The following is a 26,325-nucleotide window of genomic DNA, read 5'->3' as shown; positions in this document are numbered from 1 at the left end:
GCCTGTTATTCAATTAAACCTGTTTAAAAAATTCACAACCTCATGTTTTGGTAAAGTGAGTTCCAGATCCACCTGCTCATTAAATGCTTTTCTCAGGATGCTGCCATTACACTTGCTTAACGCCCTGGTCAGTGCGTCCATCTGATTATATTGAATTGTGAGCGCAACCGTTTGCATTTCCACAAAGTCTCCGGTTACGGCAGCATCGATTGCTGATTTTGCCGTACCGCCGTAGGCACGCGCCAGCCCGCCTGTACCCAGGTTAATCCCGCCGTAATAGCGGATTACCGCAACACAGGTGTTGATCAGGTCACGCCCTTCGATCAGCTTCAGCACCGGCATCCCCGCTGTGCCCGACGGCTCCCCGGCATCAGAAAACCGCTGCACGATACCCTGCTCCGTTTTAATACGGAATGCATAAGCCAGATGGTGTGCATTCTGATGCTGCGTTGCAAATGCACGCAAGGCAGCGCCGACCTCACGTTCAGTCGTACACTGCACAGCCATTGCGATAAAACGTGATTTATTGATGGTTTGCTCGGCAAACCCGGTCTGTAATATGACTTGCAACTACTTACGCCCACCTAAAATGCTGCCTAGCACGCCACGCACTATCTGGCGCCCCAACTCAGAACCGACTGTACGCGCAACACTTTTTGCAGCAGCCTCCAGCACTCCGTCAGAACGCCTGCCGGCGGTTTTTTTCTTATCGCTGCCGCCACCGAACAGACCACCCCAGTCAAACCCTTCATCCGGGCTTTCTTCTGCCGGAGATGCCGCTGCGCGGCCTTTCAGGATTTCGTAGGCAGATTCACGGTCTTCGGTTTTCTCGTAAAAACTGAATACGTTTGAAGACCTGATGACCTGGCTGCGTTCGGCATCGGTTGCCGGGCCAATGCGGCCACCTGGCGGGCAGATAAAGCTGCGTTCGACCGGGGTGGGAATTCCCTTCTCATCCAGGAATGAAACCAGGGCTTCCCCCACACCAAGCTCGGTGATGACCGTTGCAACATCGAGGCCGGCGTTAGCCCTGAAGGTTGTAGCGGCAGATTTGACCGCTTTCTGGTCACGCGGCGTAAAAGCGCGCAGGGCATGCTGAACCCGGTTACCCAACTGCCCCAACACGACATCAGGAATATCCAGCGGATTCTGGCTTACAAAATATACGCCTACGCCCTTAGAACGGATCAAACGTACCACCTGCTCGATTTTTTCCAGCAAAGCGGCCGGCGCATCATTAAATAACAAGTGCGCTTCATCGAAGAAGAATACCAGCTTGGGTTTATCCAGGTCGCCCGCCTCCGGCAGTTTTTCGAACAGTTCCGACAGCAGCCACAACAGCAAAGTCGCATAGATGCGCGGTGAATTAAAAAGCTTGTCGCTGGCAAGAATATTGATAATGCCATGGCCGTTGGCATCCGTCTGCATCAGGTCATCCAGGTTCAGGGCAGGCTCACCAAACAGGCGATCGGCACCTTCGGTCTCCAGCTGCAGCAATGCACGCTGGACTGCGCCTGCGCTGGCAGCCGAGATGTTGCCGTACTGCGCCTGGTATTGCGCTGCGTTTTCGGCAGTGTGCTGCATCATGGCGCGCAGGTCTTTGAGGTCCAGCAGCAGCCAGCCGTTATCATCGGCAATTTTAAAAATGGCATTCAAGACACCGGCCTGCACATCATTGAGATTAAGCAGCCGCCCCAGCAGCAAAGGCCCCATTTCAGCGATGGTCGTACGGACCGGATGCCCTTTCTCCCCGAACACATCCCAGAACGTGACCGGTGATTTTTCATAGCTGAAACCGGTCAGCGCCAATTGCTGGATGCGCGCCTCAATCTTGGCATTGCCACCGCCTGCCTGCGACATTCCGGACAGGTCGCCTTTTACATCGGCCATGAAAACCGGCACGCCAAGCTTTGAAAAACCCTCTGCCAGCGTCTGCAATGTCACGGTTTTCCCGGTGCCGGTAGCGCCGGCTATCAGGCCATGGCGATTCGCCATTTTTGGCAGGATATAACTTGATACTTTGCTGTTCTTTGCGATCAGTATTGGTTCAGACATACAAGCTCTCTAGGTAATGATGTGTTGGTTAATGATCTTACGGTTAAATTTTCTTGCGGTTAAGTTTTAAAGAATCAGAAATCGCCTTTACGCGCCCTATCCATGATTTCCAGCAGCACGGTTTCCAGCTCTTGCGCTGACTTCTGGGCTCGCGCAGTCGGGTTCTTGATGCTTTTAAGGTCATAGGTCGGACGATCCATCGCAATAAACAGTTTCAGCTTATGATCCGCATCCGGCTTTTCATATATGGCGATGCGACACGGTGCAAACACCAGGAATTCAGGATGATCCAGAATGATTTCGGTGCCCATGCTTAAATTGCAGAACGAGCGCACTTCCTTCATACCTTGCGGATCAACACCGCGTAGCTTCATATGCTCGCCGATAGGAAAGTTCGCCGGGTTCACAAAATTCAGCCCCTCGGACAGGCTTTTCAAACTATCCACCACGTCCTGGTAGCTTACGCCATCATTCACTGCCAGCTCATAAATTGCGGTGCCGGGGTCAATCGCCGGCATACCGGGCCTGACTTTACCGATCAATTCATTGTGGGCGGTTGCTACCGGCTTGTTCGCGGCACAGGCCGTAACAGACAAGACCAGCACTGCCATCAGCGCTTTTAAATAAAACCTGGGCAAATGAGCCACTGGAGATTGAGGGGTCGCTTCCGCGTAAACATCAGTTCTGCGCATTTTTATAGTCCTGATATATCAAGGCATCCGTCCATAGTACAGCACAGTGAGCCTACTCGCTGATTTTCATGGCCGAATTGACCGCAGCGCGATTGAAATGCGGCGCAATCAACTCTATAAAACTATACATGTACCCGCGCAAAAAGGCATCCTTGCGCACCCCCAGGTATGTCGTACTGTCCGGGAACAGGTGGCTGACATCAATTCGAACTAAATTTGTATCACGCTCCGGGTCATAGGCCATATTGGCAAGCAATCCAACCCCCAGACCCAGGCTGACATAAGTTTTAATCACATCCGCATCAATGGCAGTCAAAACAACATTTGGCGTTAAACCGGCATCACTGAATGTCTTGGACACCAGCGTACCGCCGGTAAAAGCAAAATCATAGGTAATCAGCGGAAACGCGGCCAGCTTCTCTAAAGTCAAAAGTCCGCCCGATACCAGCGGATGACCATGTGGCACAACAACGCAACGGTTCCAGTGATAGCAAGGCAGGCATAGCAGCTCGCTGTAACTGCTGATGGACTCGGTTGCGATACCGATATCCGCTTCGCCGGAAACAACCTGCTCCGCAACCTGGCTAGGGTTGCCCTGATGGATGTTCAGCTTGACCCCGGGGTGCTTGGACATGAATGCCTTTACTGCGGCCGGCAACTTGTAACGTGCCTGGGTATGGGTAGTGGCAATCGTGAATGTACCCGATTCGACATCGCTGAACTCGTCACCGACACGCTTGATGTTTTCAATATCGCGCATCACCTGAGATGCAAGATGCAATATCTGCTCGCCTGGCTCAGTCAAGCCGGTCAGGCGTTTGCCGTTACGTTTGAAAATCTGCAGACCCAGCTCTTCTTCTATCAGCTGAATCTGTTTACTGACACCCGGCTGCGAGGTGTACAATGCGTCGGCGGCATTGGTGATATTCAGGCCATGTTTCACAACCTCATGCAAATAACGTAACTGATGCAGCTTCATAATTCCATCCCCAGCACCATAGCCACCAGGCAGCGCCTATATAATTAAATGATATATATATAGAATAACATATTCTTAAAAAAAACATTTAATGATTGCTATAGTGCGCACCTCAATTTAAAATCAATAACGGATACTCCATATGGAATTTGGTTATATAATCTCCGGCTTTGCCGTAGGCATGCTCGTTGGCGTTACAGGCGTTGGCGGCGGCTCATTGATGACTCCCCTGCTGGTATTTCTGTTCGGCTTCAAGCCGGCAATCGCAGTAGGCACTGATTTGCTCTATGCCGCCATCACCAAGACCGGCGGCGTATTTGTGCATCATAACTCGCACAAATCTGTCGACTGGCGCGTCGTCACCTGGATGTCCATGGGCAGCCTGCCCGCTGCAATTGCAACCATATTCCTGATTAAGCATTTAATCAAAATTGAAAAAGATATTACCGGAATCATTACCTCGACATTGGGGGTTGCATTAATACTTACGGCGATTGCCGTGCTGATTCGCAGTTACCTGACACGTAAAAAGATACGTGAAATTGAAGATAGCATCATCAGCAGCGGCCGTTTTAAGAAAATACAAGTCCCGGCGACCATCTTTACTGGCATAATACTGGGTGTACTGGTCACGATTTCTTCTGTAGGCGCAGGGGCATTAGGCACGCTAGCGATTCTGTTCCTGTACCCTAAAATGAGCACGCTCAAAGTGGTAGGCACTGACTTGGCGCATGCGATTCCATTAACAGCCATTGCAGGTTTTGGTCACTGGTCATTAGGCCATGTGGACTTTACGTTACTGGGCACATTGCTTATCGGCTCACTGCCCGGCATCTGGATCGGCAGCCACATAAGCGTAAAAATTCCGGAAAAAGTGTTGCGTCCGTTACTAGCGACACTATTACTGATTATTGGTTTGAAGTTTGTTTTTGCTTAACGAAATTTAGTTTAAAGAAGTCTTTATAAAATGTATAAATATGATGAAATAGATCAGCAGATTGTTGATGAGCGCGTAGCTCAATACCGCGATCAGGTACGCCGCTACCTCGCCGGAGAACTGTCTGAAGATGAATTCCGCCCATTGCGCCTGCAAAATGGCCTCTATATTCAGCGTCACGCACCTATGCTGCGCATTGCAGTGCCTTACGGCATGCTCTCAAGCAAGCAATTGCGTAAACTGGGCGACATCGCAAAAAAATACGACAGGGGCTACGGCCACTTCAGTACACGCCAGAACCTGCAGTTGAACTGGCCTAAGCTGGAAAGCACGCCGGACATACTGGCTGAACTGGCTACCGTTGAAATGCACGCCATTCAAACTTCCGGTAACTGCATCCGTAACATCACAACCGACCAATTCGTCGGCATCGCGCCGGACGAAGTGATCGACCCGCGCGCCATCGCAGAAATCATGCGCCAATGGAGTACCTTCCACCCCGAATTCGCACTGCTGCCGCGTAAGTTCAAGATTGCGGTTTCCGGCACCCAGCAGGACCGCGCCATTGTTCAGGCGCATGACATCGGCCTGGAATTCTACCGTGATGCAAACAATAAAGTTGCGATCAAAGTCTGGGTCGGCGGCGGTTTAGGCCGCACCCCGATCCTGGGTTCCGTCATCCGCGAACACCTGGACTGGCAGCATGCCCTGACCTACTGCGAGGCGATTATCCGTGTGTACAACCTGCATGGTCGCCGCGACAACATGTACAAGGCACGTATCAAGATCTTGTCAAAAGCCATAGGTATCAATGAGTTCCGCAACCAGGTGGAAGCAGAATGGACGCATCTGAAAGATGGCGCGAACACGATCACCGAAGAAGAACTGGCGCGCGTTTCCAAGCATTTTGAAGCAATGCCTTATGAAAACCTGCCTGATCAGGACGCTGGCTTCGATGCCGCGCTTGCCAACAACCCAGCTTTTGCAGCATGGGCTAAACGCAGCATTCATCCACACAAACAGCCAGGCTACCGCGCAGTCACGCTTTCGCTGAAACCGCATGGCAGCGCTCCCGGCGACATCACCTCCGAACAGATGTGGGCAGTGGCAGACCTGGCCGACGAATACAGTTTTGGTGAGCTGCGTTCTTCACATGAACAGAACCTGATCCTGGCTGATGTCAAGTTAAGCGATCTGTTTGCCGTGTGGGAAAAAGCAAAAGCACAAGGTCTTGCAACACCGAATATCGGTTTGCTGACCGACATCATCTGCTGCCCGGGCGGTGACTTCTGCTCACTGGCGAATGCCAAGAGCATTCCGATTGCAAAAGCGATCCAGATGCAATTCGATGACCTTGATTACCTGCACGACATCGGCGATATCGAACTTAACATTTCAGGCTGCATGAACGCATGCGGTCACCACCACGTTGGCCATATCGGCATTCTCGGTGTGGATAAAGACGGTTCGGAATGGTATCAGGTGACTATCGGCGGCAAACAAGGCAATGATGCAAGCATCGGCACCGTCATCGGGCCATCATTCTCGGCAGAAGAGATGCCAGGCGTGATACAGAAACTGATCGAGGTCTACATTAAAGAGCGTACCCCGGAAGAGCGTTTTATTGATACGGTGCGTCGCCTGGGCGCAGTGCCATTCAAAAAACACGTTTATGCAAAAGATGAGGTATCAGCATGAGCAACTTAGTTAAAATCGAGAACGGTATCGCCGCTGTCGCTGCTGATGACTGGACCCTGGTTCAGTTGCCTGCCACACAGGTTGAAGAACGTAAGCAGGCCGGCAAGGTCGTGTTATTCAAGCTGACCGGCGAAAGCACGGTAACAGAAGAGCAGATCGCCGACACAGTCATTCCCGCAACTGGCAAAATCATTGTGCCCTTGAGCGTATTTGTAGAGCGCAACAATGAACTGGCAAGCCGCATCGCCCAAGGCGAAGTCGGTGTATGGCTGGCTACGCATGAACTGCTGGAATACCTGATACAGCAACAGGCTGACTTGAACGTCCTGCCTATTATTGCCGTATTCGTTGAACGCTTTGCCGATGGGCGGATTTTCTCGCTGGGCACGCTGCTGCGTACCCGCTATGGCTACAAAAACGAATTGCGTGCTTTTGGCGACGTATTGCGCGACCAGCTTTTCTTCCTTAAACGCAGCGGTTACACCAGCTTCATGATCCGCAAGGACCGCTCGGCAACGGATGCCATTGCCAGCCTGAATGACTTCAGCAAACCCTACCAGGGCGCTGTGGATGAACCTAAACCCGTATTCAGACGCTATAACAGGGGTGCCTGATGGCTACTGATATTGACCTAGGCCAAGTCGTCATGCTGAAACCCGGCGCAAACAACCCGGCAACCAGACCTGCTTTAACGGATGAACTGGTTGCCAGCGTCAACCGCAAAGCCGACCAGGTGCATGCATTGCTAAGTGAGGCAGCCACTGAGTTTGATGGCGGCAGCATTACTTTTGCCAACAGTTTCGGCGCTGAAGACATGGTGCTGACCGACATCATCCTTAACTACCAGGCTAAAAAAGCCGCATTGGATATCGAGATATTTTCATTGGATACCGGCCGCCTGCCGGCAGAAACCTATGACCTGATGGCTGCCACTGAGAAACATTACGATACAAAACTGAAAGTGTTTTTCCCCAGTGCGGAAAAAGTAGAGGCTTACGTCAACACCAGCGGCATCAACGCTTTTTATGAATCAATAGACCTGCGTAAAGCCTGCTGCTACATGCGCAAAGTAGAACCGCTGCAGCGCGCACTGAAAGGCAAAAAAGCCTGGATTACCGGTATGCGTGCCGAGCAGTCCGCAACGCGTGTTAATTTGCCGTTACGCGAATTTGACAGCGGTAACCAGCTGGAAAAATTCAATCCGCTCAGCGACTGGACAGAAAAAGAAGTCTGGGCTTATATTCGCCTGCACGAAGTGCCGTACAACAAGCTGCATGACCAGTTCTACCCCAGCATAGGCTGTGCGCCCTGCACTCGCGCAGTGGCGATGGGTGAAGATGTCCGCGCCGGCCGCTGGTGGTGGGAAGACCCAACCAGCAAGGAATGCGGACTGCACGTAAAGAAATAACTTTAACTGTGGATGCGCACTGCTAAACCCATTCATCATTCCCGTGCAAGGGAGATGAAAGATTTTAAAATTGCAGTCTGATTTTTAGGAAGATTTAATAACTAACCAAAGTAAACAAGAAATAACGCAATGTTAAAATTCATCTGCGTTCATCCGTGTTTATCTGTGGCTAATTTTTGGTTTTAACAAATGACAACATCAACTAAACAACCTAACAATAAACCTCTTTCGCACCTGGACTGGCTCGAATCCGAAGCTATTTACATCCTGCGCGAAGTTGCAGGCCAATGCTCAAACCCGGTTCTGCTGTTTTCAGGCGGCAAAGACTCTCTCTGTATTTTACGTCTGGCGGAAAAAGCCTTCCGCCCCGGGAAATTTCCGTTCCCGCTGATGCATATCGACACCGGCCACAACTATAAGGAAGTGATCGACTTCCGTGACCAGCGCGCGGCAGAACTCGGTGAACGCCTGATCGTACGTTCAGTGGAAGACTCCATGAAACGCGGTACGGTCGTGCTGAAAAGTCCTGATGAACCACGCAACAAACACCAGTCGGTTACTTTGCTGGAAGCGATTGAAGAATTCGGTTTCGACTGCTGCATCGGCGGCGCACGCCGTGATGAAGAAAAAGCCCGCGCCAAAGAGCGCATCATGAGTTTCCGTGATGAGTTCGGCCAATGGGACCCTAAAAACCAGCGCCCGGAATTGTGGGATCTCTACAACGCCCGCTCACACAAAGGTGAAAACATCCGCGCATTCCCGATCTCCAACTGGACGGAAATGGACGTCTGGCAGTACATTGAACGTGAAAAACTTGAATTGCCAAGCATTTACTTTGCACACCAGCGCGATGTTGTGATGCGCGGCGGCGCCATTGTGCCAATCAATGTGCCACTCACTAACGGTGAAGTCATCAACCCACCGAAAGCCGGTGAAGAAGTCATCAACATGCAGGTGCGCTTCAGAACTGTCGGTGACATTACCTGCACGGCGCCGGTGATCAGCGATGCGGACAACGTTTCAAAAATCGTGCTCGAAACCGCGACCACCACCATTACCGAGCGCGGCGCTACGCGTTTGGATGACCAGACCTCGGATGCTTCGATGGAACAACGTAAAAAAGAAGGTTACTTTTAAAAATATTAACCGCCGATAAACGCCGATGAACGCAGATACAACATCGGCGATTTGAGCGTTTTTAAATCAGGATTTAATATAGCCAAAGAAAAATAAGGATAGAACTCTCGATTAATCTTTAACATCGGCGTTCATCGGCGTTTATCGGCGGTTAAACAGGTTTTAATATGACAAGCACACATACAAATCAGAACACTAACCATAACGACAGCCTGTTGCGCTTCATGACTTGCGGCAGCGTAGATGATGGCAAAAGCACTTTAATCGGCCGTTTGCTTTTTGACACCAAAACGATTCTGGCAGATACGCTTTCACAAATTGAACGCACTTCACAAAAACGCGGTATGGAAGCTGTTGACCTGTCACTGCTGACGGACGGCCTGCAAGCCGAGCGTGAGCAAGGCATCACGATTGACGTGGCCTATCGCTATTTCAGCACCGGCACACGCAAATACATCATTGCCGATGCGCCTGGCCATGAGCAATACACGCGCAACATGGTGACAGCAGCTTCTACGGCAAACCTTGCCATTATTCTGATCGATGCGCGCAAAGGCGTGTTGACGCAGACTCGCCGCCATACTTACCTCGCACATCTGGTAGGCATTCCGCATATTGTAGTAGCCGTGAACAAGATGGACCTGGTCAATTACGATCAGGCGATCTATGACAAAATCTGTGCCGACTACCTGGATTTCGCAAATGAAATCGGCCTGGCGCAAAGCAAAACTGCAGCCGGTAACGACATCAGCTTTATCCCGATGTCAGCACTGAATGGCGATATGCTGGTTGACCGCCTCGACAATATGCCCTGGTACACCGGCCAGACCATGCTGGAGAAACTGGAAGCCGCCCCTACCGCCCATTCTGAACATGCAGAGGCATTCCGCTTCCCGGTGCAGTTCGTATGCCGACCACATGCTTCCGATGATCATGAGCTTCATGATTTCCGCGGCTTTATGGGGCGCATTGAATCAGGCGAAATTGCCGTAGGCGATGCGGTGACGGTATTACCGAATGGCTATACCTCTAAGGTTAAAGCCATTCAATTGGGTGAAGAAAAACTGCAATCGGCCACCACCGAACAAAGCGTCACCCTGCTGCTGGAAGACGAGATCGATACTTCACGTGGCGACATGATTGTGAAATCGAGCGATGTAAAAGAGCCGGTTAAGCAGATAGAGGCTTTTGTCTGCTGGCTATCGGAAACGCCGATGTCACCTGCACGCACTTATGTCGTTCGCCACACTACACGCGAATCCAAAGCCAAAATCGGCACTATCAGCTATAAAGTCGATGTCAATACGCTGGAACAGCAGGCCGCCACTGACCTTAAAATGAATGATATCGCCCGCATCAGTTTCAAACTGGCGCAGCCATTAATGGTTGACAGCTATGCAGATAACCGCAGCACCGGTGCTTTTATCATTATTGATGAATCAAGCAACAACACAGTTGGCGCCGGCATGATCATCTAGCTTTTTAATACAGGAATCCCGCATTGGCGGCGTCACATTTGCTTGCCGCGCTAGAAATATACAGCCTGAGCTGATTTGCCTTGTCATTGCGGTTTTTTGTATCAAAAGAGAAGAAAATTAATTAAAATAACGTTTTGGCTATTAACGCTGTAAAGGATTAAAAATGACTTATGTCGTCACCGAAAACTGCATCCAATGTAAATTCACCGATTGCGTTGATGTATGCCCTGTCGATTGCTTTGTAGAAGGCCCTAATTTTCTGGCGATTAACCCGGACGAGTGCATCGACTGCACATTATGTGTTGCAGAATGTCCGGCGGAAGCGATTTTTGCAGAAGATGACGTGCCTGAAGATCAGCAGGACTTTATTGCACTGAACGCACGTCTGGCAAAAATATGGCCAGTGATTACTTCACGCAAAGACGCGCTGGAAGATGCCGATGCAATGAACGGCGTTCCGGAAAAACGTGATTTGCTGATTGAGTAATCAATACGGATCTGAACACCCAAAGGAGGCAATTGCCTCCTTTTGTTTTCGGATCCGGTCTATCGCGGACAAATCAGCCAATGACCGCCCCGCTTCAATACCTGCAGCATTACCCTGCGTCTCTGCAGGATAAAATCCGCCAACTGCACCGGCAGAACCAGCTTGGCGACTATATCGCGCAACGCTATCCGCAATCGCACAGCATCCAGACCGATAAAGCCCTGTATGAATACAGCACCGAGATCAAGCAGGCCTACCTGCGCAACGCACCGCTGCTGGACAAAGTGCATTACGACAACAGGTTAAGCATAGAACAGCATGCATTAGGGCTCAATACCGCAATCTCACGGGTACAGGGCAGCAAACTCAAGGCAAAAAAAGAAATCCGCATTTCTTCGTTCTTCAAGGAAACACCGGCTGAATTCCTGCGCATGATCGTGATACATGAACTGGCTCACCTGAAGGAACGCAACCATGATAAAGCGTTTTATCAGTTGTGCCAGTACATGGAACCCAATTACCACCAGTACGAATTTGACTGCCGTGTTTACCTGTTCTGGAAGAACGACAGCAAAACTGCCATCGGTTAGGCCTGCGGCTGGCTAAACCTATACTTGGCTAGACCAGAGTTTGCTTTGGCGCATCATCAGCCAGCCCGCCAGCAGGTAGCAAGCCATCCCTATCGCAAGCCCTGATGGCGCATACCACACCAGCGGCACCACCACACCAGCTGATACCGTAGACAGCAGCATCTGGATAAACGCCTGCCCGGAGGCGGCAGTGCCGCGAATTTTAGGGTGCCGATCCAGCGCCGCCAGCGATAATATCGGCATTGCCAACGCCATACCTACATTAAACAACGCAACGGGTGCAATGTTATATACCGGGTTCGTCGGCAGCACAGTGCACACGAATATATTCAGTGCAGCCATTGCGAACATCCACCAATAAGCAGCCTTGATCACTCTATTTTGCGCATACTTCCCGGCTGCACGCTTGGCCAGGTAAGATCCGATCACCATGCCGCACACCGTAGGAATGAACATCCAGCCGAACTGGTGGTCACCCAGCCCCAGATGCTTCACGAGGAAGACGGGGCTTGCCAATACATACACAAAGAAGCCGGCAAAGTTTGCGCCCGAAGCAAACACGACATAATTAAATTCTTTATCACCGAAAATAGCACGGTAATCTTTAATCACCTGCCTGGCTGACAGTGGCACACGCTTCCCGGCCGGCATAGTCTCGGGCAAATAGCGCATTGCCGCCAGCAGGCTGGCTCCTGAATACAAGGCAAGGAATATAAAAATCGCCTGCCAGTGGATACCCAGCAGCAGCCCGCCGATGATCGGCGCGATAGCCGGTGCAATGCCAAACAGCATCTGCACAGTTGCCATGACACGCTGCGCTTGCGCGCCTGAAAACAGGTCACGTACCATCGCCCGTGCAACGACGTTGCCGGCACCGCCGGACAAGCCCTGCAATGCACGGAAGAACCATAAGGTTTCAATGTTGCTTGCAAAAGCGCAGCCTATCGAGGCAATGACAAAAACGCCCAAGCCCCACTTAATCGCTGAAATACGCCCTATTGAATCAGAAATGGCGCCATGCCACAGCGTCATCAGCGCATAGGGCAATAGGTAGAACGTAAGGCTTTGCTGCAATTGCAGCGATGTCGCCTGGAAATCATTCTCTAAAACCGGGAATGCCGGCAGGTAGGTGTCTATTGCAAACGGCGCCAGTGCTGCCAGGCTTGCAAGTACGACAGATAAAAATAAAGGGGATAACTGGGGTTTCAATCTATTTTCTCAAATAAAAACGCGCTACAGATTCATATCTGGCAGCGCGTTCAATTTAACCATAACTTTCAAGTCTATGGTTAATACTCAGCAACTAATTATGGCAGTGCATGGAACTCATCAGTCAGCGTTTTAAGCTCGCCTGAAATAATCTTCTTCGAGTTCTTGTCATTGCGAAACAGTATTGGCCGCGCAGCAATGACCGGGTTTTGCGCATCTTCAATCGCTTTCTCAATCAGGTGATGGTGCGGTGATTTACTGCATACCGGATCGGCCGCTTCAGCATCGCCTGTCAGCAAGAATGACTGGCAGCGGCAGCCGCCCAGGTCTTTTTCTTTTTCATCACAGCTTCGACATGGCTCCTTCATCCAGCTGTTGCCACGGTATTTGTTGAACGCCGGTGAATCCTTCCAGCTCCAGCCCAGGTCTGTATCTTTAACATTCGGGAACTTCATGCCAGGTAATACGCGTGCGGAGTGACATGGCAACACATCGCCGTTTGCTGTCACGATCATGAACACTTCGCCCCAGCCATTCATACACTTCTTAGGGCGGTCGGAGAAATAATCCGGTACGACGAAAAATATTTTCATCTTGCTGCCGGACTTTTCCCTGAACTCGTTGGTGATTTTTTCCGCTTCTTCGACCTGCTCCCTGGTTGGCATCAGCTGACTGCGGTTGACTAATGACCAGCCGTAATACTGCGTATTGGCGAGTTCGATATATTCAGCGCCAAGCGCATCTGCCATTTCCAGGATCTCTTTCATATGGCCGATGTTATAGCGGTGGATCACTACGTTAAGCACCATGGGGTAACCATGGCCTTTGATCATCGCTGCGACTTTTTTCTTCAGTTCGAAGGTCTTGGTATTGGTGATGAAGTTGTTGATCTCTTCGGTAATATCGTGCATCGAAAGCTGAATATGGTCCAAACCACCTTCTTTAAAAGCCTGGATGCGTTTTTCGGTCAAGCCGACACCGGATGTAATCAGGTTGCTGTAATAACCCAGTTTTTTCGCTTCGATCACGATATCTTCAATATCATCACGCAGCAGTGGTTCACCGCCTGAAATACCTAGCTGGATCGCCCCCAGCTTGCGTGCATCACGCAATGCCTGTATCCATTGTTCGGTAGTCAGTTCATTCTGGGTATGTTTATCAAAATCAGTCGGGTTGTAACAAAATGCACAATGCAGCGGGCAGCGATACGTCACTTCAGCCAGCAGCCATAATGGCTGTGTTTGTGTCACGCTGGCCGCAACCCCGTTATTGGTAGCGGCATGCACGGTTTTTTGTACGACTGATTCACCTAAAGAGGCTTGTGTCATTTTGTTACTCCTAAACTCACAGGATTTACCCTCTGTGTCGCTATTGTTTACTGAACCTTACGCAGCCAGCCTTTGCCGTATGCAAGCTCAAACATCCCGGTAATGTCGCTTTCGATATCCTCGGCATCGGGGAAGGCGGCTTTCAGCTCCGCCACGATGGCCCCTACTGTCGCCTTGCCGTCTACCCGTTTCAACACTTCACCGGCACCTCCATGCAGTTTGACCATGCCTTCGGGAAAAAGTATCACATAACTGTTCTGCGCTTCTTCCCACTGAAAACGATGGTGATGTGCAAGCGCATAAATATCGGCATACTGTATTTGAATATCCATAATGGTTTTTTCTTAACTCACGTTCATGACTGGCTGGCGCAGGTAATCGCGACCTTCCACCTTGATGTCTGTGCTTTGGAGCATGATTGCATCAGCCATGACCCACAGCACATCAAGTTTGAACTGCAGGATTTCCAATGCACGTTCCTGCAAGGCACGGCTCTGGCCAAAATAATCCAGGGTCACTTGCAGTCCCTGCTCGACGTCACGACGCGCCTGTGTCAGGCGGTTCTTAAAGTATTGCATGCCTTCAGGATTGATCCACGGATACATATCAGGCCATGAATCAATACGCTGCTGGTGAATGTGCGGCGCAAACAATTCTGTCAGGCTGGAACACACAGACTCCTGCCACGGGCGCTGTTTTGCAAAATTGATATAGGCATCCACTGCGAATCTGGTGCCTGGGGCCACCAGTTTCTGGGACATCACTTCTTCTCGCGTCAAACCTACGGCATGCCCCAGATGAATCCATGCCTCGATACCGCCTTCACCGCCTTCGGCGATCTGGCCGCTGCCGTCATGGTCAAAAATGCGCTGGATCCAGCCACGGCGCAATTCACGGTCAGGACAGTTTGAAAGAATCGCTGCATCTTTCATCGGAATAGCGATCTGGTAGTAATAACGGTTTGCTACCCATGCCTGCATCTGCGGTTGTGATAATTTACCCTCATACATCAGCACATGAATCGGATGGTAAATATGGTAACCCTTGCCTTTTTCACGCAATTTAGCTTCAAACTCTTCTTTGCTCCATGGTGCTAATTGTTCAGTCATTTCATTTTTTCCTTTTTTTAAAATTCAAAGCTCCAACATGAAACAAGGCCTAAGAAATTTTTCAGGCGCAGCCTGCATGAGTATGCAAGCGGCAAGAAATTCAGCAACGGCGCAGCATCATGACGAGGTTTGAGTTTTTCATAAGATGATATCCATACCGTCATAAGCGACTTCGATTTTGTGTTCATTCAAAATCGCACGCTCGGCAGAATCTTCACGCAAAATAGGGTTGGTATTGTTGATGTGTATCAAGACTTTGCGCACATCACCGAATTTATCCAGGTTTTCAATCATGCCGCCAGGCCCTGACTGCGGGTTGTGGCCAATACTGCGTGCAGTCTTGGTCATCAGGCCTAGATCCAGCATTTCGGTATCCGTCCAGAAAGTACCGTCGACCATGATGCAATCAGCCTGGTTCATCAGCACTGGAAGATGCGGCTCGATTTCGGCCAGACCCGGTGAATACCAGCATTTTTTACCGGTGCTGATTTCTTCGATCAGCACGCCTATCGTGTCGCCCGGCTGCGGGTTGTTACGGTGCGGTGAGTATGGAGGCGCAGCGCTCTTCAAGGCAACCGTCGTAAATCTAAGATTTGGCACATTCGGGATAGTAAAGCTGGTCTGGCCATCGATCGGCACATCATGATGATTGATACCGCAGTAATGCCCCAATATATTCAGGACCTGGTTACCACTGGTTAAATCGCCGTACACGGCCTCTGTACAGTAGATCTCGCGTTTCACTGAGCCTTCGCGCAGCATGTACAGACCTGTGGTATGGTCAATCTGTGCGTCAATCAGCACAATCGCCTGTATGCCGGTATCGCGTACTGCACGGCCTGGCTGCAGTGGAGCGAAATCCTGGATTTGCTGCAGGACATCCGGCGATGCATTGAACAATACCCAGTTAACGCCATCGCCACTTACGCAGATTGATGACTGCGTGCGTTTTGTCGCCTTGATTGTACCTTTACGTAAACCATCACAATTAAAACAATTACAGTTCCACTGCGGGAATCCGCCGCCGGCACCTGCGCCTAATACATGTATGTGCATATCAATCTACAATTCTTTAAAAACAGTTATTCAACTTTTGATTCTTATCAACTGCCAACCGGGCCATGCTGGTCAAGTCGTTTTTGTAAAAAGGCTTTAACGCCCGATTACAGGAATAGCCTCTACAAAAAAAGGCTGTCTTGCGGCAGCCTTTTTTCAATTAACGTTTACGCTAATTATTTGTTCATTACGTACATTGTTACTTCAAAGCCAAAACGCATTTCTGTAGCAGCTGGTTTAGTCCACATAATAAAACTCCTTAAAGTTGATTGTTAGTTTGTTTTTCGCGGCAACTAAATCGTTACAACGTGAGAAGCATTGTGCCCCATGCGAGCTAACTACAACACTGAGAAGTTACGGAATAAGTACTAAGTAAATTCATGATGCCCGGAGCATAAGACCATGACTGGCCGGCAAACCGCAGCGTAGACTGCCTTGCGGCACTATGCCTTTTTCCCAGCCTTGTTTCCGGCTTCTTTCACAATTTCTTCCAAGGCAGCCAGGAACTTGGCATTCTCAGAAAACAGCCCGACACTCACGCGTAGGTACTCGGGCATTTCGTAATTGGCTACAGGCCGTACGATGATGCCTTTTTGCAGCAATTTCTGGTTATAAGCGGCCGCATCACCGACTTTAACGCTGATGAAATTCGCAAAAGATGGAATGTATTCCAGGCCCAGCTTATCAAAGCCCTGCTTCAATTGCGCCATCCCGGCCTGATTCAGGGCATAAGTGCGTTCTACAAAATCATCATCTGCCAGAGAGGCAACCGCCGCCGCCTGTGCAATACTGTTCACATTGAACGGCTGGCGCACGCGGTTCATCATATCGGCCACATCAGCATGGCACAGACCGAAACCGATACGCAATCCGGCCAGGCCGTAAGCCTTGGATAAAGTGCGTGAGATCACCAGATTACTGAACTCCGGCAGCCATTTAATGGCTTCGGATTTCAGCTCTGCCGGCAAATATTCATCGTAAGCCTCATCCAGCACCACCAGTATATTTTCAGGCACCTGTTTCAGGAAAGCATAAAGCGCATCCTTGCCGAGCAAGGTACCTGTCGGGTTATTCGGATTGGCAATGAAAATCATGCGTGTGCTGGCACTGATGGCTTGCAGCATCGCATCCAGGTCGTGACCATAATTCTTGGCCGGCACAACCACGCCCGTTGCGCCCATGGCCTGCGTGACCAGCGGATAAACGGCAAAAGCATGCTGCGAATAGATGGTTTCGCTATCGCCTGTCAGGTAAGCACGTGCGGCCAGCTCGAGAATATCGTTAGAACCGTTGCCGAACACGATCTGGTTATGCGCGACATTGAATTTCTTGCTGACAGCCTCACGCAAAGCGAAACTGTTACCATCAGGGTAACGTGCAATGTCAAGAATCGCATCCTGTATCGCATACTCGGCTTTAGGGCTGATCCCTAAAGGATTTTCATTGGATGCCAGCTTGACGATGTCTTCGACTTGCAGCCCCATTTCGCGGGCAAGTTCGGTGATTGGTTTTCCGCCTTGGTATGGTGCAATTTCACGGATATAGGCTGGGGCTTGAATAGTCATTTTAAGGTCAGTATGTAATGGATGGTTAAGCTTGAACCGCTTTTAAGTTTTTATACGACAGCAGCAGGATAAGAGCCCAGATGCTTCAGGTACGAGGCGCGGCTTGCGATTTCCCTGATTGCCGCTGCTACATGCGTGCTCTGCTCATGGCCTTCGATATCCACGTAGAACACATATTCCCACATGCCGGCTTTTGATGGCCGAGATTCAAGCTTGGTCATGCTTACGCCATGCTCGGCCAATGGCATAAGCAATTCAAGAATGGCGCCGGGCTGATTCCTGGTTGCCATCACCAGCGAGGTTTTGTCATGGCCGGATGGCGCAACGCCATGGCTTGAAAGCACCAGGAAACGCGTCGTGTTTTTGGGATCGTCTTCTATGTTTTCTGCGAGCACATTCAGGTTAAACAGTTCTGCTGCGCGTTTGCTGGCGATTGCCGCGACCGGAGTATTCTCAGAAGTCACCAGGTCATGTGCCATCTGTGCCGCAAGCGCGTTGCTCACAACTGCCTCGCGTGTCACATTGGGCATTACCCGGTTAAGCCATTCATGACACTGCGAAAGCGACTGCGCATGAGAGAAAATATGCCTGATTCTGCTGATATCGGATTGGGCGGAAAGCAGGCAGTGATGGATCGGTATCGTCACCTCACCACAAATCTTCAGCGGGCTGCTCAAGAGCAGATCCAGCGTTAAGCCCACAGCGCCTTCATTGGAGTTTTCTACAGGCACAATACCGTAATCTGCCTGTCCGGATTCTACGGAACGGAACACTTCATCAATGGAGCCGCAGACAACAGCACCCCGTCCCTGTCCAAACTGCTTGAGCGCTGCTTCTTCGCTGTAAGTGCCTAGCGGGCCAAGGAATGCAACAGTGAGTTCTTTTTCCAGCGCACGGCAGTTAGACATGATGCTGCGGAATATATTGGTAACCGACTCTGCCGGTAACGGGCCGTTATTGTGTTCAACTAACCGCCGCAGCACCTGTGCCTCACGCTCAGGGCGATAGATGACACCGTCATCCTTGAGTTCGCCGATATGGCGGGCATGGCTTGCCCGGTCATTGACAAGTTTGAGTATCTGCTCATCAATGGCATCGATTTGATCACGGTGCTGCTTCAGTTTGTTTGATGGCTGCATATCTGACATTTCTAGTGTGCGCTTTCAAAGGCTTTCATATAGCTGACCAAGGCTTGCACACCCTCGATCGGCATCGCATTATAAATAGAGGCGCGCATACCGCCTACCATACGGTGGCCTTTCAACTGCAGCAGGCCATTCGCTTCCGCTCCTTTCAGGAACGCATCGTTCAGCGATTCATCTTTCAGGAAAAAAGGGATATTCATGCGTGAACGGTTATTGATCGCAACATTATTCCGGTAAAAATCAGTGCTATCAATATAATCGTAAAGTAATTTTGCCTTGGCGATATTCTGCTTCTCGATTTCGGCCACACCGCCCTGCTCCAGCAGCCACTCAAACACCAGGCCAGCAATATAAATGCTATAAGTTGGTGGCGTATTGATCATGGACTGGTTTTCAGCCTGCGTTTTCCAGTTGAACACTGCTGGGGTCTGCGGCGACGCCTTACCCAGAAGGTCTTCACGTACGATCACAATACACAAACCTGCCGGGCCGATATTTTTCTGGGCACCGCCATAAATAACGCCATACTGCGTTACATCGATAGGCCTGGAAAGTATGTGCGAAGACATATCAGCCACAATAGGCACATCCCCGGCATCAGGCAGGCCATCGAACTCAACCCCGTTAATGGTTTCGTTGGTACAGATATGCAGGTACTGTGCATTCCGGTTCAGTTTCCAGGTATCGAATGTGGGCACATGTGTGAACTTATCGGCTTCACTGCTTGCCGCGACATTAATCTTGCCGTAAGCGCTGGCATCTTCCACGCTGCGTTTGGACCATGCACCGGTTACGGCATAGTCAGCCTCGCCGCCATTCAGCAGGTTCATCGGGATTACGGCGTTTTCCGCAATCGCGCCACCTTGCAGAAAAAGCACTTTGTAGTTCTGCGGAATATTGAGCAAAGTACGTAAATCCGCCTCGGTCTTGGCCAGGATACTGGTAAATTCCTTCCCGCGATGCGACATTTCCATCACGCTCATACCGGAGCCGTGCCAGTCCAGCATCTCCGCCTGCGCACGCTCAAGCACGGGTTTTGGCAATACGGCAGGACCCGCAGAAAAATTATAAATTTGTCTCATTGATTACTTAAACCTTATTTTTAAATCTCAGCTAAATTGATAGCCAATCCCAGAAAGTAAAAACGCTTATTGATCCTGCGGTTCTGCATCACCTGCAGCTGCATCACCTGCGTCGCCTTCAATCACATCCTCAGCGCTATCTTCATCGTCTGTTTCAACTATTTTCTCGATACCGGAAAGTTTTTCGCCATCACCGAGGTTGATCAGTGTCACGCCTTGCGTTGCACGCCCCAGTTCACGGATCTCTTTCACACGGGTACGGATCAACACGCCGCCCGTAGTGATCAGCATAATTTCATCTTCATCATTCACGAGTTTCGCTGCTACGACCAGGCCATTACGCTCACTTACCGCAATCGCTTTGACGCCTTGCGTACCACGGCCGGAATGACGGAAATCCGCTAACACGGTACGTTTCCCGTAGCCGTTTTCTGTAGCAACCAGCACGGTCTGCTGGTCATCCTGCGCGATCAGCAACGACAGCACCTGCTGCTCAGGCGCGAGTTTCATGCCGCGCACGCCACGTGTGGCGCGCCCCATTTCACGCACTTCTTCCTCATCGAACCACACCGCTTTACCGCCGCTGGAAACCAGCACGATGTCATCGTTGCCATTGGTGATCTCAGCACCGATCAAGTAGTCACCTTCGTCCAGGTTGATCGCGATAATGCCGGATTTACGCGGGTTGGCGAACTCAGTCAGCGCAGTTTTCTTGACCGTGCCCAATGATGTGGCCATAAAGATGAAGCGGTTCTCATCGAACTCTTTTACTGAAAGTATGGCATTGATTTTTTCGCCTTCCTCCAGCGGGAACAGGTTAATGATAGGCTTGCCGCGACTGGCGCGGCTGCCTTGCGGTACTTCATATACTTTCAACCAGTACACGCGGCCACGGCTTGAGAAACACAGGATATAGTCATGGGTATTCGCCACGAACATCTTGTCGATAAAGTCATCTTCTTTCGTTGCAGCCGCCTGCTTGCCTCGGCCACCGCGCTTCTGCGAACGGTACTCATCCAGCGGCTGTGATTTGATATAGCCGGTATGTGACAATGTCACGACTACATCCTGCGGCGTAATCAGGTCTTCCAGCGACAGGTCCTGGGCATTCGCCACGATTTCACTGCGGCGTTTATCCCCGAACTGTTTTTTGATTTCAGTGAGTTCATCAACGATGATTGCAGTCACACGTGATGCATTGGCTAGAATATCCAGCAGGTCAGCGATCACATCCATGATCTCTTTGTATTCATTGACGATCTTGTCCTGCTCAAGGCCGGTCAGGCGCTGCAGACGCATCTGCAGGATTTCCTGCGCCTGTACATCACTTAGTTTGTAGCCGCCTGGCGTCAACCCGAAGTCAACTGCCAAGCCTTCCGGACGTGCTGCTTCCATCGCCGCACGTTTCAGCATCTCTTCCACCACTGGCGAATGCCAGGCTTTGGCCATCAAGTCTTTTTTGGCTTCCGGCGGTGTTGGCGCAGCTTTGATGATAGCAATCATCTCATCGACATTTGCGAGCGCTACGGCCAGGCCTTCCAGCACATGTCCACGTTCGCGCGCTTTGCGCAGCTCGAATACGGTACGGCGTGTCACCACTTCGCGGCGATGACGCAGGAATGCTTCCAGCATCTGCTTAAGGTTAAGCAGGCGCGGCTGGCCATCAAGCAATGCCACCATGTTCATGCCGAAGGTATCTTGCAGCTGGGTCTGTTTATAGAGGTTGTTAAGCACGACTTCAGGCACTTCGCCGCGCTTGAGTTCAATCACAACGCGCATGCCTGATTTGTCAGATTCATCGCGCAGGTCAGAAATACCTTCGATCTTCTTCTCGTTAACAAGCTCGGCGATTTTCTCAATCAGCGTTTTCTTGTTCACCTGATATGGCAATTCATCAATGATGATGGATTGGCGCCCGCCTTTATCCATATCTTCAAAGTGCGTACGCCCACGCATCACCACGCGGCCGCGGCCGGTGCGATAACCTTCCTTGACTCCTGCGGTACCGTAAATAATACCCGCCGTCGGGAAGTCAGGCGCCGGCACCAGCTCAATCAGCTCGTCAACGGTTGTTTCAGGGTTTTTAAGCAGCGCAAAACAGGCATCCAGCACTTCATTCAGGTTATGCGGCGGAATATTGGTCGCCATACCCACTGCAATACCGGAGCTGCCGTTAATCAGCAGGTTGGGGATACGTGCCGGCATGATGAGCGGCTCATTTTCGGATCCGTCATAGTTAGGGCCGAAATCAACGGTTTCCTTATCGATATCCGCTAATAACTCATGTGCGATTTTCGCCATGCGGATTTCGGTATAACGCATCGCCGCAGCGTTGTCGCCATCCACAGAACCGAAGTTACCCTGGCCATCCACCAGCATGTAGCGCAGCGAGAAATCCTGTGCCATGCGCACGATGGTATCGTAAACAGCCGTATCGCCATGAGGATGGTACTTACCGATGACGTCACCGACAATACGTGCGGATTTTTTATAAGGTTTATTATAATCGTTGGATAACTCATGCATCGCGTATAAAACGCGGCGATGCACCGGTTTCAGACCGTCACGCACATCTGGCAATGCACGCCCCACGATTACGCTCATCGCATAATCAAGGTAAGACCGACGCATTTCATCTTCTAAACTAATCGGCAGGGTTTCTTTAGCGAATTGATCCATATTTTGACTGACTTTTAATGGTTTTTATATTGCCCAAATTTTAGCATGAATAGCGCGTAAATTAACGGTTTCAAGCATACTTTTAGCATTGTTCGCCACGTAAAAAAACCAGGGTAGGATTACCCTGGTTTTTTAAAGATCTACATCAACTGCAACCAGCAAATCAAGACATAAAAACGGCACAGACATCCATTAAACTGCTTATGCAGTTAACAGCGCCAAATCCGCTTTCAAGTCTTCAATATGCTCCAGCCCGACCGCAATCCTCACTAGACCATCGGTAATGCCCGCGGTTGCACGCGCTTCAGCAGTGACCCGGCTATGCGTTGTGGAAGCCGGGTGCGTAATCGTGCTTTTGGCATCACCAAGGTTAGCCGTGATCGAGATCAGCTGCGTAGCATCTATCAGCGCCCATGCCGCTTCCTGCGGTGTTTGCCCTGCCCTGGGCTTCACTTCGAACGTAACGATACCGCCGCCGCTGGTTTGCTGGCGCATAGCCAGTGCATGCTGCGGATGCGACGCCAGGCCCGGGTAATGCACACGAGCGACCCAAGGCTGCGTTTCCAGCCAGCTTGCCAATGCCAGCGCATTTTTAGCATGGGCTTCCATACGCACATGCAAAGTTTCCAGCCCTTTTAAAAACACCCAGGCATTGAATGCGCTCATCGTCACGCCTGCAGTACGCAAGAAACCATACACCGGCTCCATTAAAGCTTTCGAACCCAATACAGCACCGCCAAGACAACGCCCTTGTCCGTCAATATACTTGGTGGCAGAGTGAATGACGATATCAGCCCCCAACGCCAAAGGCCGCTGAATTGCCGGTGTGCAGAAACAATTGTCCACAACCAGATAAGCGCCTGCTGCATGTGCAACGTCTGCCAGCACCCGGATATCACAAACCTCAGTCATGGGGTTGGAAGGCGTTTCCACAAAAAACAGCCTGGTTTTGTCAGTAATGGCTGCCTGCCATTCAGCAGGATCGGTCAGTGAAACAAACGTGACATTCAGGCCCCAGCGTTTGAGGATATTACCAAACAGCTGCACGCTGGTGCCAAAAATACTGCGTGATGCCACCACATGATCACCGGCCGAGCACAAGCCCATGACGCAAGCCAGAATTGCAGACATACCGCTTGATGTGGCAACACATTGCTCAGCCCCCTCGAGCGCAGCCAGTTTATTCTGGAACATGGTCACAGTCGGGTTTGTGAAGCGGGAATAAATATTGCCAGGCTCGGTGCCGCCGAAACGCGCAGCTGCCTGTGCTGCGCTTTTGAACCTGAAACTGGAGTTCAGGAACAGCGCTTCGGAATTCTCTCCATACTCTGTCGACTCAGTGCCGGCACGCACGCTTAATGTTTCAGGATAATATTGTGTGTCGTTCATATTGTTCTCAATCTGTCTGGATAATAAAAAACCCGCTGAAGCGCGAAGCTAAAACGGGTCTTTTTTTACTCGCTTTAGCTGTATTTATAATGCGCCCGCAAGCTGAGTGTGGCCTTGATTAATGTTGGCAAACTCAAATCAGCGCAATTTCATGTTAGTACTCCAGCAACACAGAGTCAAGTGCTGCCGGACTAAATCCTGGATAATATTCACGCACTCTCTTCCACTTGCAGGTCATTGGTATTGATCAGGTTCAGATCAAGCTGCGTAATGGAGTTCGCCGGTTTCTGGCCTTTCTTTCCATCAGCCCGTGCGGATTCGATTTTCGCCAGGTAAGTCTCAGTGATGTCTCCGGTCACATATTTGCCATCAAAGCAAGAACAATCAAAGTTCTTGATTTTCGGATTCCTGAATTTAACGTCAGCAATCAAGGCATCCAGATCCTGGTAAATCAGTGCATCGGCGCCGATTTCCTTGCAGATTTCTTCATCGCTGCGGCCGGTTGCCAGCAATTCGTCACGGCTGGGCATATCAATGCCATACACATTAGGGAAACGTACCGGAGGTGCCGCAGATGCAAAATAAACCTTGTTGGCTCCGGCATCGCGTGCCATCTGTACAATTTGCTGCGAGGTCGTACCACGCACGATTGAGTCATCCACCAGCAATACGTTTTTGCCTTTGAACTCAATGCCGATAGGGTTGAGTTTTTGGCGTACGGATTTTTTCCTTAATGCCTGGCCGGGCATAATGAAAGTACGGCCGATGTAACGGTTCTTGATGAACCCTTCACGGTAATCCAGGCCTAGTGCCAAACCAACCTGCAACGCGCTGGGACGGCTTGTATCAGGGATAGGAATCACCACATCGATCTGTTTATCAGCCCATTCGCGCTTGATCTTGTCTGCCAGGCTTTTGCCCATATCCAGACGCGTCTGGTAAACAGATACGCCATCGATCACCGAATCAGGGCGCGCCAGATACACATACTCGAAAATACATGGATTCAATTTGGCATCTTCAGCACATTGGCGAGAGAAAAAGTTGCCGTCCATATCGATGAACACCGCTTCACCAGGCTCCACATCGCGCACCATCTGAAAACCAAGCACATCCAGCGCGACGCTCTCAGAAGCCACCATGTATTCAGTGCCTTTGTCAGTTTCACTTTTACCGATCACCAGCGGGCGAATGCCATTAGGATCACGGAAAGCCAGCAAGCCGAAATTGGCAATCATCGCCACCACTGCATAAGCGCCCTTGCAGCGCTTGTGCACGCCGGCAACCGCATCAAACGCCATGTCTGTATTCAACACAGCATTGCGTGATGTTTTTTCAATTTCGTGTGCCAGCACGTTTAGCAACACTTCAGAATCAGAGTTGGTATTAATGTGACGTAAATCCTGACGGAACATTTCAGATTTCAGCTGTTCCGAGTTAGTCAGGTTACCGTTATGGCCTAACACAATGCCAAATGGGGAGTTCACGTAAAACGGCTGCGCTTCAGCCGCATTGGATGAGCCTGCGGTTGGGTAACGCACATGCGCAATGCCTGCATTGCCCACCAGGTTACGCATATGACGGGTCTGGAATACATCTTTGACCAGGCCATTGTTTTTGTGCATAAAAAACGTATTGCCGTCACAGGTGACGATGCCCGCCGCATCCTGTCCCCTGTGCTGCAGCACCAGCAAGCCATCATACAACAGCTGATTGACTGGATTTTTACCTACGATGCCTATAATTCCACACATGTTTTGAACCTTAACTGATAAATTGCATATTTAAAAATAGTAAATTCTTTAGTCGTATTTAACATGCCCGGCTATGCTCGCAGGCAGCCAGGGCAACATGCCAATGACCAGCGCCTCGATTGGCGAACTGAACATCGCGTTTTTCCATCTTGCATCTTTCGGTATCTCAGTCAGCCCGGCAAGAAATACCAGTATGCACACGATCAATAAGCCCCTGAGCACTCCGAAGAAAGCCCCCAGTAAACGGTTAAGCCATCCCAGGCCGATTTTTTTAAAGACTGCAGAAATTGCTATAGCAAGTAAAGTTGAAAGCAAAAGTGTTGCTAAAAAAAGCACCAGGAATGCCGCAAGTATACGCAGCGATTCCGTAGGTATGTCCGGCGGCATCATCGGCACCAGCTGGCTGGTGTACGTCCGGCCCACATAAAACGCAGCGATCCAACCGAGAATCGACAGCACTTCCTTGACCAAACCGCGCATCACGCTAAATATGACAGACAACCCTACGATTGTCAGTACTGCATAATCAAAAAACGTCATCGTTTTTT

The 26,325-nt window shown here is 50.5% G+C and carries 25 protein-coding genes; 8 read left to right on the top strand and 17 right to left on the bottom strand.

Annotated features, from left to right (window positions below; genetic code table 11):
• Nucleotides 1-9: 9 nt before the first annotated feature.
• The 4 genes from GQ51_RS01855 to cysB all read right to left on the bottom strand — a co-directional run bounded on the left by GQ51_RS01855 (nucleotide 10) and on the right by cysB (nucleotide 3,726).
• Entirely contained in the window at nucleotides 10-570 is a 561-nt protein-coding gene (locus GQ51_RS01855) for an IMPACT family protein (RefSeq protein WP_047549107.1), read from the bottom strand.
• Nucleotides 571-2,055 carry a helicase HerA-like domain-containing protein gene (locus GQ51_RS01850; RefSeq protein ID WP_047549104.1) on the bottom strand — a complete coding sequence of 495 codons (1,485 nt, stop codon included), beginning with the start codon at nucleotides 2,053-2,055 and terminating at the stop codon, nucleotides 571-573.
• A 74-nt stretch (nucleotides 2,056-2,129) separates the two neighbouring features.
• Complete coding sequence (locus GQ51_RS01845; RefSeq protein ID WP_047549101.1) at nucleotides 2,130-2,666, bottom strand: DUF302 domain-containing protein; 537 nt, start codon at nucleotides 2,664-2,666, stop codon at nucleotides 2,130-2,132.
• A gap of 133 nt (nucleotides 2,667-2,799) precedes the next feature.
• A complete protein-coding gene (gene cysB / locus GQ51_RS01840) occupies nucleotides 2,800-3,726 on the bottom strand; it encodes an HTH-type transcriptional regulator CysB (RefSeq protein WP_047549098.1) in 927 nt (308 codons plus the stop codon).
• Between the two features lie 142 nt (nucleotides 3,727-3,868).
• Here cysB and GQ51_RS01835 point away from each other — a divergent pair, with 142 nt between their 5' ends.
• From GQ51_RS01835 to GQ51_RS01800, 8 genes are all read left to right on the top strand, one after another.
• On the top strand, nucleotides 3,869-4,663 hold the full coding sequence (locus GQ51_RS01835; RefSeq protein WP_047549095.1) for a sulfite exporter TauE/SafE family protein: 795 nt from the start codon (nucleotides 3,869-3,871) through the stop codon (nucleotides 4,661-4,663).
• 30 nt (nucleotides 4,664-4,693) lie between these two features.
• Nucleotides 4,694-6,361, top strand: a complete 1,668-nt coding sequence (locus GQ51_RS01830; RefSeq protein WP_047549092.1) for a nitrite/sulfite reductase — start codon at nucleotides 4,694-4,696, stop codon at nucleotides 6,359-6,361.
• On the top strand, nucleotides 6,358-6,975 hold the full coding sequence (locus tag GQ51_RS01825; protein ID WP_047549089.1) for a DUF934 domain-containing protein: 618 nt from the start codon (nucleotides 6,358-6,360) through the stop codon (nucleotides 6,973-6,975). The genes GQ51_RS01830 and GQ51_RS01825 overlap by 4 nt, the downstream gene beginning before the upstream one ends.
• On the top strand, nucleotides 6,975-7,769 hold the full coding sequence (locus GQ51_RS01820; RefSeq protein ID WP_047549087.1) for a phosphoadenylyl-sulfate reductase: 795 nt from the start codon (nucleotides 6,975-6,977) through the stop codon (nucleotides 7,767-7,769). The genes GQ51_RS01825 and GQ51_RS01820 overlap by 1 nt, the downstream gene beginning before the upstream one ends.
• 189 nt (nucleotides 7,770-7,958) lie before the next feature.
• On the top strand, nucleotides 7,959-8,906 hold the full coding sequence (cysD, locus tag GQ51_RS01815; RefSeq protein ID WP_047549085.1) for a sulfate adenylyltransferase subunit CysD: 948 nt from the start codon (nucleotides 7,959-7,961) through the stop codon (nucleotides 8,904-8,906).
• Nucleotides 8,907-9,073: 167 nt separating this feature from the next.
• Complete coding sequence (locus GQ51_RS01810; RefSeq protein ID WP_047549082.1) at nucleotides 9,074-10,384, top strand: sulfate adenylyltransferase subunit 1; 1,311 nt, start codon at nucleotides 9,074-9,076, stop codon at nucleotides 10,382-10,384.
• Nucleotides 10,385-10,547: 163 nt separating this feature from the next.
• Entirely contained in the window at nucleotides 10,548-10,871 is a 324-nt protein-coding gene (fdxA, locus tag GQ51_RS01805) for a ferredoxin FdxA (RefSeq protein ID WP_047549079.1), read from the top strand.
• Nucleotides 10,872-10,951: 80 nt separating this feature from the next.
• Complete coding sequence (locus GQ51_RS01800; protein WP_047549077.1) at nucleotides 10,952-11,461, top strand: YgjP-like metallopeptidase domain-containing protein; 510 nt, start codon at nucleotides 10,952-10,954, stop codon at nucleotides 11,459-11,461.
• An 18-nt stretch (nucleotides 11,462-11,479) separates the two neighbouring features.
• Here GQ51_RS01800 and GQ51_RS01795 read toward each other — a convergent pair whose 3' ends face one another.
• The 13 genes from GQ51_RS01795 to GQ51_RS01740 form a co-directional block, all read right to left on the bottom strand.
• The gene (locus tag GQ51_RS01795; RefSeq protein WP_047549074.1) at nucleotides 11,480-12,670 is read right to left on the bottom strand and encodes a multidrug effflux MFS transporter; all 1,191 of its coding nucleotides are present in this window, start codon (nucleotides 12,668-12,670) and stop codon (nucleotides 11,480-11,482) included.
• A 98-nt stretch (nucleotides 12,671-12,768) separates the two neighbouring features.
• Entirely contained in the window at nucleotides 12,769-13,998 is a 1,230-nt protein-coding gene (pqqE, locus tag GQ51_RS01790) for a pyrroloquinoline quinone biosynthesis protein PqqE (RefSeq protein WP_047549070.1), read from the bottom strand.
• A gap of 47 nt (nucleotides 13,999-14,045) precedes the next feature.
• The gene (gene pqqD, locus GQ51_RS01785) at nucleotides 14,046-14,330 is read right to left on the bottom strand and encodes a pyrroloquinoline quinone biosynthesis peptide chaperone PqqD (RefSeq protein ID WP_047549067.1); all 285 of its coding nucleotides are present in this window, start codon (nucleotides 14,328-14,330) and stop codon (nucleotides 14,046-14,048) included.
• Between the two features lie 12 nt (nucleotides 14,331-14,342).
• On the bottom strand, nucleotides 14,343-15,107 hold the full coding sequence (gene pqqC / locus GQ51_RS01780) for a pyrroloquinoline-quinone synthase PqqC (protein ID WP_047549064.1): 765 nt from the start codon (nucleotides 15,105-15,107) through the stop codon (nucleotides 14,343-14,345).
• 138 nt (nucleotides 15,108-15,245) lie between these two features.
• A complete protein-coding gene (gene pqqB, locus GQ51_RS01775; protein WP_047549061.1) occupies nucleotides 15,246-16,163 on the bottom strand; it encodes a pyrroloquinoline quinone biosynthesis protein PqqB in 918 nt (305 codons plus the stop codon).
• Nucleotides 16,164-16,339: 176 nt separating this feature from the next.
• Nucleotides 16,340-16,411 (bottom strand): pyrroloquinoline quinone precursor peptide PqqA, encoded by a 72-nt coding sequence (pqqA, locus tag GQ51_RS12215; protein WP_081624291.1) that lies wholly within the window; start codon nucleotides 16,409-16,411, stop codon nucleotides 16,340-16,342.
• A gap of 195 nt (nucleotides 16,412-16,606) precedes the next feature.
• The gene (gene hisC / locus GQ51_RS01770) at nucleotides 16,607-17,728 is read right to left on the bottom strand and encodes a histidinol-phosphate transaminase (RefSeq protein WP_047549058.1); all 1,122 of its coding nucleotides are present in this window, start codon (nucleotides 17,726-17,728) and stop codon (nucleotides 16,607-16,609) included.
• Nucleotides 17,729-17,778: 50 nt separating this feature from the next.
• Entirely contained in the window at nucleotides 17,779-18,876 is a 1,098-nt protein-coding gene (gene pheA, locus GQ51_RS01765) for a prephenate dehydratase (protein ID WP_047549055.1), read from the bottom strand.
• 2 nt (nucleotides 18,877-18,878) lie between these two features.
• Entirely contained in the window at nucleotides 18,879-19,955 is a 1,077-nt protein-coding gene (gene serC, locus GQ51_RS01760) for a 3-phosphoserine/phosphohydroxythreonine transaminase (RefSeq protein ID WP_047549054.1), read from the bottom strand.
• 66 nt (nucleotides 19,956-20,021) lie between these two features.
• Entirely contained in the window at nucleotides 20,022-22,634 is a 2,613-nt protein-coding gene (gene gyrA, locus GQ51_RS01755; protein ID WP_047549051.1) for a DNA gyrase subunit A, read from the bottom strand.
• 201 nt (nucleotides 22,635-22,835) lie between these two features.
• Nucleotides 22,836-24,023, bottom strand: a complete 1,188-nt coding sequence (locus GQ51_RS01750; RefSeq protein ID WP_047549048.1) for an O-succinylhomoserine sulfhydrylase — start codon at nucleotides 24,021-24,023, stop codon at nucleotides 22,836-22,838.
• A gap of 209 nt (nucleotides 24,024-24,232) precedes the next feature.
• The gene (gene purF / locus GQ51_RS01745) at nucleotides 24,233-25,777 is read right to left on the bottom strand and encodes an amidophosphoribosyltransferase (RefSeq protein WP_047549046.1); all 1,545 of its coding nucleotides are present in this window, start codon (nucleotides 25,775-25,777) and stop codon (nucleotides 24,233-24,235) included.
• A 48-nt stretch (nucleotides 25,778-25,825) separates the two neighbouring features.
• Nucleotides 25,826-26,317, bottom strand: coding sequence for a CvpA family protein (locus GQ51_RS01740; protein WP_047549043.1), 492 nt, complete (start codon nucleotides 26,315-26,317; stop codon nucleotides 25,826-25,828).
• Between the last annotated feature and the right edge of the window lie 8 nt (nucleotides 26,318-26,325).

The sequence above is a fragment of the Methylotenera sp. G11 genome, assembly GCF_000799735.1.
Taxonomy (GTDB): domain Bacteria; phylum Pseudomonadota; class Gammaproteobacteria; order Burkholderiales; family Methylophilaceae; genus Methylotenera.
This window is presented reverse-complemented; position numbering and strand designations above follow the sequence as displayed.